8 protein-coding genes are annotated in these 12597 nt (G+C 40.6%); 4 read left to right on the forward strand and 4 right to left on the reverse strand.

What is annotated here, in order from left to right; translation table 11 throughout:
• Positions 1-62: 62 nt before the first annotated feature.
• Positions 63-683 (reverse strand): CP12 domain-containing protein, encoded by a 621-nt coding sequence (locus CDG79_RS07925; RefSeq protein WP_189524919.1) that lies wholly within the window; start codon positions 681-683, stop codon positions 63-65.
• A 429-nt stretch (positions 684-1112) separates the two neighbouring features.
• On the opposite strand from CDG79_RS07925, the gene CDG79_RS07930 reads away from it, so the two are divergent.
• The gene (locus CDG79_RS07930) at positions 1113-2354 is read left to right on the forward strand and encodes a hypothetical protein (RefSeq protein ID WP_094341655.1); all 1242 of its coding nucleotides are present in this window, start codon (positions 1113-1115) and stop codon (positions 2352-2354) included.
• 34 nt (positions 2355-2388) lie between these two features.
• On the opposite strand, the gene CDG79_RS07935 is transcribed toward CDG79_RS07930, so the two are convergent.
• On the reverse strand, positions 2389-3063 hold the full coding sequence (locus CDG79_RS07935; protein WP_094341678.1) for an S-layer homology domain-containing protein: 675 nt from the start codon (positions 3061-3063) through the stop codon (positions 2389-2391).
• Positions 3064-3361: 298 nt separating this feature from the next.
• On the opposite strand from CDG79_RS07935, the gene rpiA reads away from it, so the two are divergent.
• The 3 genes from rpiA to CDG79_RS07950 all read left to right on the forward strand — a co-directional run bounded on the left by rpiA (position 3362) and on the right by CDG79_RS07950 (position 9101).
• Entirely contained in the window at positions 3362-4069 is a 708-nt protein-coding gene (gene rpiA, locus CDG79_RS07940) for a ribose-5-phosphate isomerase RpiA (RefSeq protein WP_094341656.1), read from the forward strand.
• Positions 4070-4534: 465 nt separating this feature from the next.
• On the forward strand, positions 4535-6769 hold the full coding sequence (locus CDG79_RS07945; RefSeq protein ID WP_094341657.1) for a hypothetical protein: 2235 nt from the start codon (positions 4535-4537) through the stop codon (positions 6767-6769).
• A 13-nt stretch (positions 6770-6782) separates the two neighbouring features.
• Entirely contained in the window at positions 6783-9101 is a 2319-nt protein-coding gene (locus CDG79_RS07950; RefSeq protein WP_094341658.1) for a COG1470 family protein, read from the forward strand.
• Between the two features lie 250 nt (positions 9102-9351).
• Here the strand turns inward: CDG79_RS07950 and CDG79_RS07955 are convergent, their stop codons facing one another.
• Together CDG79_RS07955 and CDG79_RS07960 are read right to left on the reverse strand one after the other, a co-directional pair.
• Complete coding sequence (locus tag CDG79_RS07955; RefSeq protein WP_094341659.1) at positions 9352-10554, reverse strand: FtsW/RodA/SpoVE family cell cycle protein; 1203 nt, start codon at positions 10552-10554, stop codon at positions 9352-9354.
• Positions 10555-11140: 586 nt separating this feature from the next.
• The gene (locus CDG79_RS07960) at positions 11141-12589 is read right to left on the reverse strand and encodes a sensor histidine kinase (RefSeq protein ID WP_094341660.1); all 1449 of its coding nucleotides are present in this window, start codon (positions 12587-12589) and stop codon (positions 11141-11143) included.
• Between the last annotated feature and the right edge of the window lie 8 nt (positions 12590-12597).

A 12597-nucleotide genomic window follows, 5' to 3' on the forward strand; every position in this document is an offset into this window, starting at 1 on the left:
GGGGATGAAGAATAATAATTGTTCCCTTGCTCCCCCATCTTCCCCTCATCCTCACATTTCAATTACGGATGATAATTTCGACATTCCGGTGCATCTGGATTTTCCTTGCAGTATTCTTCAAAAGAGACTTTGGCTGATACCATACCCTCAGCTTTCTGATGAGCGGCTTCTGCTTGAAGTTCTTCTACCTCATCCCAAGCGGCTGCACAGGCTTTAGAATAAGCACCTTGTTCAGTGCAAATAGCGCGAGACTGTTCAATTGCTTTTTGAATTCTCTCCTCCAGCAGTAGCGCTTTTGGGGCTTCTACAAAGTCGCTTTTGGTTAAAATGTCGGTAATCGAGATGATACCCAACAGCTTGCCTTGAATCACAGGTGCCCGATGAATACCAGTGTTAGCAAATAACCGAGCTACATATTCCACACCCAAATCAGGATTGACTACAATGCAGGGCTTGCTCATAATCTCGTAAACCCAAACTTGCTTTGGATCTTTACCGTAGGCAGTTACCTTATAGACAATATCCGTTTCTGTGACGATACCATAAGCATCATTGTCATGGCGACGATTCACAACCAGCGCCCGCAATTTTTTTTCCTTCATCAGCGCCACTGCTTCAGCAACAGTCGCCGAACCGCGAATGGTAACTACGTTTTTGGTCATGATATCTTCAGCTCTCATCATTGGTGTAGTCTCCTGGTAAATAGTACAGTGCGGCACAGCGCCCTCAGAGGCGTATGTATCGAAGCATTGCAGCGCACAGTTTGCTAACTAGAAAGTAAAAAAGTTGAACTTTTGTCCAGCTACAACAATAAACTTAGAGCAACTGTCAACTCCTGATGATATCCAATGTGACCGATACCGAAAAACTAACCATAAATTGCCATAACTTTCTCAAAAATCTTCCCAAAGGCTCCAGCCACTAAAAAGTAAATTTTTGACTACTACATGTCTATTGGTAATGACTAATAACTGATGGAGAAGTTAGGATGAAATCACTATCCAACTTTAGTTGAGATATTTCCTATTGAGGAAAGCAAAAGCATTAAACCGCAACACCTTCACATCCCGTCAATTCTTCCTGATTTCGAGTAAATTTCAATTACCAATCCCATGCCACATCCTTATTATCCTCCCGCATACTTACGCTATCTCAAAGCCAGGTTATGGAATCTAGGGCGACCTGGTTTTTGGGGAACTGCAATTTTTTTATCTGTAGTAGGGCTAGTAACCTGGGAATACTGGTCAAACCCAGATATTTTTGTTTATAAGCAAAAAAGCCAAGTCTCTTCACAAACGCCTGCTGACTCTTCCCTGTCATCAGAAAACAGAGCGATCGCAGCCGATATTGATAACCTACCGGTTTTGTTTAATGACTTTGAGCAAGCAAGTCTCTCAGTAACGCCAAATACTCCCAAGGAAAAGACTCAGGAAAAAAATAGCAAGGGCTTATTAGAAGATGTAATTAACAAACAAAAGTCTGATCGCGATACCAAGCTAAATCCGGCTTCAGGCGTTAATGGTGATACTCCCCCAATTTTGAAAAATCCCTTTGTTGTCCAAGCAGAAAATTCGTTGCGGACGGGGACAGTTGATAGTAATAACCAGTTTCTAGGTCTTAATACCTTAACTACACCCTCTGAATCAACAGGAGACGAACAAACATCCTCTAGTCTGGGAATTGGATTCACAAATCAAACCAACAAGACTCAAAATTCTGTCTCCATCAACCCTCTGCAAGCAGCACTCAACCAATCGACAAATCAGAAGCTGTCTAGCTTCAATGGTACTGCAACAGTGCCAAATACTGTGGGTCAAGTCTCTGACGCAGGAACAACGTTAATGCCACCTATTAACACCTTACCCAGTCAGAATTCTCTACCAAGTAATGGATTAACTCCGGGGGCGGGCTACACGTCAACTGGTACGAACTTGCAGCAAAATCCCTACAATAATTTAAATAACGGTCAGGTATTGCCTAATACTGGGTTAACTACTGGTACAGGTTATACATCAACGGGTACGAACTTACCGCAAAATCCCTACAATAATTTAAATAACGGTCAGGTAGTGCCTAATGTATCACCAGTAACGCCCCCAGTTACCTCTGGCGCACCAAGTAATATTTCACCTTACTCTAGCCAGATGCCAAATCAAGGCATTGTCACCCCCATAAATGGTAATTATGGTTTGCAGCAGCCGACACAATTACCACAGTCTAATTATGGGAATTCTGGCTTGCAGCAACCAACACAGCCTAATTATGGGAATTATGTGCAGCAGCAACCAACACAGTCTAATTCCTTATATCTTCGCCAACTTCGAGACAAGTATAGAAGTCCAGGTCAAAACTGATTGTAAGTAGGTTGCTTGACTAAATAAAATTTAGCTAGGGTGATTGTGGGCTATTTGGAATCATCGGAACTTCTGGTGTTTCAGGTTGTTGCTGTTGTCGTTGTAAATATTTACTCAATACATAAGCCATATCTCCACGGGTAACGGGTTTCAATGGGAAAATATTACCTTGGGTATCTGTGTTGAGAAATCCCTCACTAGCTACTGTAGCGATCGCTTTTCTAGCCCAAGTTGGGATAGACTTTTCATCTGGATGGGAAGCCAGAATCTCATTAACAGCCTCATCAGGAAACTGAAATACACCATAAGCCTGGGCGAAAATAGCCAGAGCTTCTGCTCTTGTCACTTTTTGATTAGGGAAAAATTCATTGCCCCGATAGCCTTTCATGATGTCAGTTTTTAAGACTGTCTGTATATCATTAAATGCCCAATAAGAACGTGGAACATCTGGAATAACTAAATTTTCTTTGCTAACAGCTTCTCTTTTATCTAGCCGAAATGCTTTTACCATAATTGACGCTAATTCGGCCCGACTCAGTAACCTTTCTGGATAAAACTTGCCATCAGAAAAGTTTGTCATCCATTTAGCAGCAATTACCTGTTGAATGGAATCAGATGGGATTGCAGAAGTAGTTTCTGGCACTTGAGCAATTGCTGGTAAATTTTGTAGTAGTGCCACTAAAGATAGAGTAATTGAAAGCTGACGCATTACCATAACCACTTTTAGCCGCTAACGTGAATTTCAAAAACTACGTTACTGAGATTAACGCAAAATTTGGTGTTCCTAATAACCTGTAACTTAGCTAGTGACGAATTTAGGCGGGACTTTGTTGCGTGGCTACGTAGGGTGTAGCTTTTCCTTTGTTCCGAACACTAGGATGTTTTATTTTTTGTAAGTTCCTAATAAAGGAAGTAGAAATCAGCAAAAACTTGTTTTTTACCTTTCATCTTTTGACGTTATCTGCCCACTAATATGGACTATAGTCAGTTTTTCAGGAGTTTTGGGAATGACAGCAACAGATCCCGTAAAGTTGATGAAGCAAGAAGTTGGCAAAGCCGCCGCCGCCCTAGTCAAGTCGGGTTCCATTGTGGGGTTGGGTACGGGGTCAACTACAGCATATACGATTCAGTATTTAGGCGATCGCCTTAAGTCTGGCGAACTCAAAGATATCATTGGCATCCCTACCTCGTTTCAGTCAGAAGTGCTGGCGAAACAGTATGGTATCCCTCTCGCCACTTTGGATGCCATTGACCACATCGATATTGCCATTGATGGGGCAGATGAAGTCGATCCGCAGAAGAATTTGATTAAAGGCGGTGGTGCAGCACATACCCGCGAAAAAGTCGTAGACTACCTAGCAGAGCAGTTTATCGTCGTCGTCGATAGTGGTAAGTTGGTAGACCGCTTAGGTTCTAGTTTCGCTGTGCCCGTGGAAGTGATTCCAATGGCAATTACCCCTGTTACCAATGCCATCAAAAAACTCGGTGGTAAACCAGAACTCCGCATGGGTATCAAAAAAGCTGGCCCAGTTATCACTGACCAAGGAAACTTTGTCTTAGATGTCAGATTTGACTCTATTGAAGATCCAGTTAGCCTAGAAAAGATATTGAATAACATTCCCGGTGTTCTGGAAAATGGTATCTTTGTTAACTGTGTCGATTTAGTTTTAGTAGGTGAAGTTAAAGATGGTCAGCCATTAGTGCGGCAACTTTAAGAGTTATAGATTTTGGATTTTAGAGACATCTAAAATCCAAAATTAACCAATAGATCCAGTTCATCAAAATACTAATTTAACCAAAATTTATAGTCTTCATCGCACATTGGGGCGATCGCTACTTTACCCACGTCTTACCCAATATTTATTAAATTGCCCTTTTCATCTAACTCTGCATTAATGAATTGTGAAGTTTCTTCCCATTTTTAAATAAGCCTGTTATTTAGGCTGACATATAGGATTACTATTTGATTTTTGAACAAAATTAGCTATTGTAGGGTGGTTAGAACGGAGTTCGTAACGCACCCTACGTATCTTTTCAGAAATCAAACCGGATTCCTATAGCAGTAATACTAGTAAAAATACTGATATTATTACCATTAGCAAATAGTCACGTTTTCGCAGACATTAATTTTTTAATAGTGCTAATCATCCAGAGTATAAAAAAATATTATAAGTAATAGTATGGAAAAAAGCGTTATTAATGCCAGTCTTTCTACTCAGAACTTAACCTTTCGTCCAGGTGATACTCCTGTATCATTTGAGGTAACTGTCAATAATGATAGCGATCGCTTTGTCAATTTTCAGATAGAAATTACCGCCGCCGGAGAAACGCGGAATACAGGATATCGCTGGTATCGACTCGAACCAGAGGTGGCAGCAGCTAAACCACCAGGGAGTAGTACCATATTCCAAGTCTTCATATTCAATACACCGATTCCGGGATTTGTCGGTACTGTTAACCTGATGGTGAATATTTTTTCACCGCAATTAGCACAACAGTGCAGACTTGTGCTGCGCCTGAAAATCGAGCGAGACAACAGACCAACACATTTAAGTGTAGAATTACCTGTGCGAGAGTTCCAAGTTTATCCCCGCAATTCTGTAGATATACCAGTACGGGTGCGGAATTTGGGGCAACAACCAACTAATGTGGTGCTACGTTTTACAGGTGTCGATCCATCTTGGCTGACAGGTAGTGCAGAACGCCGATTATCTTTAGAACCAGGTGGATCGGCAGAAGCCACATTTCAATGTCAACCTCCTTCTGTAGTCCAAGCGCCCAGTCAAAATTACCCTTTTACTATTGAAGCTGTTAGCAATAATGGTTATCCAACCAATGCTGAAGGCAAAATTGAAGTTTTACCTGTGGGTTTTATAGATTTTACCACCACCCAAAAAAACCTGAAAATTCCTAGTAAATCGGCATGGTTGCCTAACTGGAAATCTCATACAGCTTCTTTTGAATTACTATTTAAAAACGCTAGCAACCTCAACCAGCAAATTAATGTGCAGGTACAGGGTAGAGACTGGCGAAAATGTACTTTCAAAAAGCTTCCCGAAGTTGCCAACCTCCATTTAGGAGAAACAAGTAAAGTTATTCTCAATGTGAAAACGAAACGCCCTTGGGTAGGAATTGGCAAAACTCTCTTATTAGAAGCCAAATCTGAATTATCCGACCAACGTTTAGGGAGTACAGATCCAGCTACGCAGACATTAGAAGTAGAGACTCAGCCGATTATACCTCTATGGCTGCAACTAGCTGCGATCGCACTATTAGCCGCACTCCTAGCATTATTACTGCAACCAAGAGATGTAATGCATACACGTTCCGTAAACTCAGTGCGTTTTAGCGGCATTGGTTTATCTGTGGTCAGTGGCTCAGATGATTGTACATTAAGACTTTGGAGAATTGGTACTGATAGTTTAGACCCCGACGATACAGTAACATACTCTGGGCAACCCATTGCTTGCGATCGACGCCAACAGCCCAAGGGTTTGATGGCAATTACCGATGACGCTGTAGAAGTCTTACGCTTCATGCCTTTACAAAACGATCGTGTTGCTGTTGGTTTAGATAATGGTGTAATTGAACTCAGAGATGTACCATCAGGTGCAAAGATCGGTCAACTTCAAGACCTTAAAGATCCTAAAGCAAAAGGCGATCGCGTTTTTGACTTAGCTTTCACCTCAAACTCACTTAACTTATTCAGTGGCTATGGCAGTGGTAAAGTTAGAGTATGGTCAAGATCGGCACCTAACAGCGATTTTCTGCCAGAACCGCAAGTTATCGATGTACAAAGTACATTGAAACTATCAGGTTTCCAAGTCCGGGCATTAAATCTCAGCCCAGATGCAAAAACTCTAGTAATTGCTGGAAACTTTAAGCGTTTCATCTTGTGGCAATGGAATCCAACCCCATCTGATAAACAATTCCCAGCTTTATCAGTGCAAAATCTAGAAAAACTAGACCCATTAATTGGGCGTGAAGACTATATTTGGGGATTGGCTTTTGTTCCTAACTCGGCAGAAAAAATCCTAGCAACTTCTGATTCTGCGGGATTCATTACGATTTGGAATTTGAATCAGTGCCAAACTCGCAAAAATCGCAATCCGCAGGAGAAAATCAATGAACTCAATTGTTCGCCAATAGATCGTTGGGCAGCATCAAAAACATCTGTGCGTAGTCTGGCATTTAGTGGGGATGGTAGTCTCTTAGTAAGTGGTGGCGATGATGGACGAGTGGTGATTTGGTACTTAACCCCTGAACACAAACTCGACAAAATAAAGGCAGCAGAAGGTAAAACAATTTACCAAAGTTCTAAAAAAATTAATAATATCGACTTGAAAACTAATCAAGGAACCATGATTGTGAGTGGTAGTGAAGATTTTCAGGTCAAACTACACCACATCAAATAAGGGAGTCAATGACATGCAAGCTAAATTTAATCCACTGCAAGTTATTATCAACCCACCTGGAATTCAATTTGGGATGCCAGGAGATACTATCGAACTTTATATAGTTGTGATTAATCAAGGAGATCAAAGTGCGGTTATTGACTTATATTTCGTTTTTGACGAAGTATTTCAAAGTTTAACCGGTTGGTCTAGTTCGCCTAGAGAAAGTTTAGCATTAGCTCCCCAACAGAATAGTGACGAAGTAAAATTTGAGTTTCAAATCGCCGCAAATGCTCTCCCCGGAACCTATGACTATACATTAGTCGTTGATTCCCCTCAACATTATCCCCAAGATACACCCATAACCTTCCCCAACCAAATCAAGGTTCTGCTCAAAGAACAGACTTCAATTCGGGTGAACGACCCGACATTTTCCCTTAGACCGAACACCAACCCTAATAAGCCGCTAATTTTCAATCCTAGTGAATTTCTACAAGTGGAGGTAATAGTTGATAATCGCTCTTATCTCGTAGACAGGTTTCGCTTGAGTTGTCCAGATTTAGACGAAGACTGGTTCACAATCAATTATCCGACAACTGGATTTGAGGGTACAGGGTTGGTATCTGATGTGACTGCACTAGAACTCAATCCTGGTACTCAAGGTCAAATATTGTTGAAATTTCACCCACCTGGGGATACCCTCGCGGGAAGCTATTCTCCGACAATGCGTTTGTATTCAGAAAACTCTCCCGACTTAGTATTACTAGATTTGGTATATATCCAGATTCCAACAAATTATCGCCTAGATATAGAACTTAATACCATTTTGGGACAAGTTAGCCGGAGTCTTGGCAAGTACGAATTATCACTAACAAACCAGGGTAATATTGTCCGAGAACTGATATTAGACTTAAAAAGTCGAGACGAAGAAGAACTATATACTTACAAATTCGATCCGACTGAAGTCAGATTATTACCTAATAGAAGTGCAGTGGCCAATTTGACGGTCAAACCCAGACCTTGGTGGCGACGACCTTGGTTTGGTGCAGGATTAGTAGTGAACTTTCAACTCGATATCAAAGACCAAGCAAATTTACCCCTACCTAACACATTGCCCCAAGGAAGTTTGGTATGGAAACCTCGTCCTTGGTGGCAATTTCTTCTGTTAATTTTGGCAATTTTAGGATTATTGGGAGGGATAGGATTTCTCATCTGGCGAATTTTAAACCCCGATCCTTTAAGATTAGAAAATTTCAGTGCTAATAATCCTCGAATTACTGAAGAGGAGGATGAGGTAGCTTTAAAGTGGGATATTCACAACTATCAACAATTGCAAATGTTGATTCTGATGGTTAAAGGTTCCCAAGCAATTCAGCCTATTACTTATGATTTTAGGAATGGCATTCCTGAAACACTAGGTAAAGCAAGTACTAATGAAATACCTCCTTGTCAGGTACAAGAAAAACAAGAGCTAATTTGTAGCAATGTTAAAACGGGAGTTAAAACCAAAGGAAATTACACTTTTGAATTACAAGCTTTTTATCGTAATGGCATAGAAATCCTTTCTCCAAAGACTCAAGTCGTAAGCCAAACAACCCAAGTAGAAATAGCTGAAAAACAAATTGCTGAAGTGCTTAGTTTCCAAACAGATAAACTACAGTATATAAAAGGTCAAAATATTCTTTTAAGTTGGACAATTGCCCATCCATTATTGTTGGCAAAAGTTCAACTTGCTGGTAGTGCAGATGATGGTACATCATATAGCGAACCAATTACTTATAAATTTAATCAAGGCAATCTTGCAGACCCTAAGCTTAAAAAGCTGTGTACACAACAAAATCAACAGCTACGATGTACGAATGTTCCTCTAACAGCATACAAAGCTGGTAAGTTTGGCTTTGAAATCAAAGCTTTTCCTAATAATGGAAGTGATAAAGTTAGTGCTAAAAAGACTGAATCTAAAATAGAAATATTGCCTAAACCATTTAAGATTGTTTCTTTCACAATCAACGGTAGTGAACAACAAAATCTAGAACTGAAAGAAGGAACAACTGCTACTCTGAGTTGGAGAGTAGAAGGGGAAAATATTCAGGTTAAACTTCAGCCATACGGGGATGACGTTCCACTAGCTGGCTCAAAGCAACTTCCAGTCAATCTAGCCTTCCCATCTCAAATTTCGCTGCAAGTTAATGATATATCTGGCAAACAACAACCCCAGCAAAGAGGGTTTGCAATCACAGTTATCAAAAAAGTAGTGCCTACTCCTATACCTAGCATTAACCCAATTCCACCTCCTCTGCCACCCAACAATAGCCCATTTAAGAGTCCCTTACCTCTAAGGCAAGGTTTTTAATAAGCGATCGCCATTGCTAAGTTAATTGTTAAGATATCTATCCAGCACAATCTTACTTACCAAAATTTCATAAACTATACCTTTTGAGAGATGTTAAAAGCAGAGATGTATGCAGTCTGAAGAGTGCCTCCAAATTTATCTTCTATGCAATACCTCAACGCTAAAAGTAAAGACTCTTTGTTGTGTGGCTCTAATTTGATGTATGGCGAGTAAGTATTCAAAAGTGTTAAATATTCATCCACAGTGTAGGTCAATTCCTGGTTTTATGAAAACTCCGACGTTTGCGCCCATTTTCCAGCAGGGGTTTTTGCAACGGAACGACCTCAGCTTCATTACTCTCGCGTGCTACTCGAATCAGCAACCCAGCAGCTATTAAGCTAGCAATCATGGAATTACCACCATAACTAAACATGGGCAAAGGTAAGCCAGTAGTGGGAAGAGAACCTGTAGCCACACCAATATGGAGCAATGATTGTCCTACCATCAAAATCGTCACGCCGATCGCTACCAGTTGATGCACTGGGTTTTTAGCCTTCAGCGCCACAATTAATCCGAGAGTGGCGAATGTCGCTAAAAGTGCCAACAACACTATACTGCCAACAAAACCAAACTCCTCGGCGAACACCGCAAAAATAAAATCGGTATCCTGAATGGGTAAATAAAACAGCTTTTGTTGAGAAAGCCCATATCCAGAACCCCAAGTTCTACCAGAACCCACAGCGAGTAGACTTTGCACCAACTGGTAGCCATCTCCTGTAGCATCCGCCCAAGGATTAAGGAATGACATCACCCGCTTACGTTGATACTCTTTAATACTAATACTGAGTATTGCCAACATTACTCCACCAATTGCGGTTCCTCCCAGGTACTTGTAAGGTAAGCCAGCTGCTAAAGCAATTAGCCAAATAGTCATACCACAAAGTGCTGTTGTACTTAAGTTAGGCTGGGCAAGAATTCCTAAAAGTACCAGACCGAAAATACCCAACCAAGCCAAGCGAATCCGCCAACTGATTCGTTCCCATTGACCAAAAAGCCGCGCACTTTGTAGTACCAAAAAGGGTTTAATTAATTCTGAGGGTTGAATCGGAACCGGCCCGATCGAAATCCAACGCGCTGCATCAAAAGCCTTTTTTCCCAATCCTGGGATCAGTGTGACAAAAATTAACGCCAAAAACAGCAACAAAAACCAATGGGATACTCCCAAAATTTTCTGCAATGGCAAATTAACAATAATATTGAATCCGATCAAGGAAACTAAAACCCAAAGTAGTTGACGCTTAAAATAGTACAATCCATCATTCTGACGGGCATCAGCGACAGGATAGGATGCTGAAAATAGCATGATCAAGCCGACGAACAGCCAAATCAACGTTAACCAGCGCAACAACCGCGCTTCTAGTGCCCAGTTGGAGACTGAACTATCAAAAATTGGAATCAGGCGGCGTAGATTCACGATCGGTACAGGTAAAAAGTTAGGAATTAGGAGTTAGAAATAAAACTCATAAATCATAACTTATAACTTATAAGTAGGCTTTACAACCATAAATCTTAGAGTTGTCAACTTTAATACACGGCTCGATTAATATTTCTGACAAATTGCGTTGACTATAGCGGTTCCCATTTACATGCGGTACAATATTCTATCGCAAGCTGTAAGGGCACGGGAGTGCCGTGCCCTTGCGGGTGTAACTCATATCATGTCTGGATAAATACTTGTCATTACGAACGCAGCGATAGCGAAGTGAAGTAATCGCAGAGTCCGCAGCGATTGCTTCGTTCCACTCCGTTTCACTCGCAATGACATATCGTAAGTGATTAAGCGGACTTGGTATCACTCAAGTGAGAAACGCTATATGCCCCCGTACTCCTATGGGGAAGCAAGCTATGCGTAGCATCTCGTAGAAAAGACATCACTACAGAGAAACAAATTTCACTATTTGATACAATATACTCAGTAGTTTAAACAATAATTTAGAAAGTTAAAATAAGAGAGTCGTGAGTCTCTCTCTCCACTGCAAGCATTACTGAATTTTGATAATTCATAAAACAAAACTCAATGATTTGACGCAATTTACTGCTTGTGTGTCCATAGAGAGAGGAATTTCAATCCAGAACTCAGTTTCTTGTCCAGGTTCTGATACACATCTTAGTGTTCCCCCATGTTTTTCAACTACAATCTGATAGCTAATTGATAAACCTAATCCTGTACCCTTACCTACAGGCTTAGTTGTAAAAAATGGATCAAACAGTCGTTCCTTAACTGCTTCTGTTATTCCTGAACCATTATCAGCAATTCGGATAACACACTTCGTTTCGATGACTTCTGTAGTAATTGTAATTTTATTAGGACTGGCATGAATTTCTGCGATCGCGCGTTTATCGTTATAGCTGTCAAGTGCATCGATGGCATTACTAATAATATTCATGAATACTTGATTAAGTTGGCCAGGGTAGCAATCTACCAAAGGCAAGTTTCCATAATTTTTAACTACTTTGATTCCAGGACGATCGAGGCTATTCTTAAACCGATTCTGTAAAATCAGCAAAGTACTATCTAGTCCGTGGTGAATATCAACCTTTTTCATTCCTGCTTCATCAAGACGAGAAAAGTTCCGCAGAGACAAGACAATTTCAGAGATCCTTTCAGCTCCTACTTCCATCGAATCTAGAATTCTGGGCAAATCATCTAGTAAAAAATCTAACTCAATTTCCTCAATATATTCTTTGATTTCTAGCACAGGATTGGCATAAAATTGCTGGTAAAGGTGTACAAGTTTCAGCAAACACTGTGTATAATCTTTTGTATATTTTAAATTACCGTAAATAAAGTTAACGGGGTTGTTAATTTCGTGAGCAACTCCTGCAACCAACTGTCCCAAACTGGACATTTTTTCAGCCTGAACTAATTGGGCTTGAGTTTGTTGTAGCTCCCGAAGAGATTTTTCTAATTTTTTAGCCTGAGCTTCAGCAATTTCCGCTAGATTCTCCTTGATTTGCAGCGCACTCCGTAGTTGTGCCCTTTGCTGTTTAAGTTCGTTTGTTAACTTTTTGGCATCACCCAAAGCGGTGTTCTGAGCTTGCAGTAAAAACAGGAAATCAACAATTGGGTCGTGAATCGCAAAGTCTTTGAGTTTTATACCCAAAGGAGTCAAGCTAGTTGTATTTGTAATCCAAGGAGAACCTAAAAAAAATATCACCTCCTCCTCTGGTTGATACATCATTTGACCCTTGAGTTGCATTCCATTGTAGAGAAACTCTACAATAAACAGCGCACGAGACTGTTTACTAATAGCATCAAAATCGACCAAAATTTTTGGACGATTGATTTGGAAATGCTGCTCAATCAATTTACCAACTAATGGCTCAGGACTAATACGCTCCAAGACATCACCAGTTTGTACAATTTCACGATTACGGCTAAATGCAAAGTGGAAGGGAAAAGCTTTCGCCAATAACTCTGGTGAAAGCGTAAGCTGAGGAGGAGCCATGCTACTGC

Origin of the sequence: Nostoc sp. 'Peltigera membranacea cyanobiont' 232, assembly GCF_002245985.1 — a bacterium.
In the GTDB taxonomy this organism is placed as follows: Bacteria; Cyanobacteriota; Cyanobacteriia; order Cyanobacteriales; family Nostocaceae; genus Nostoc.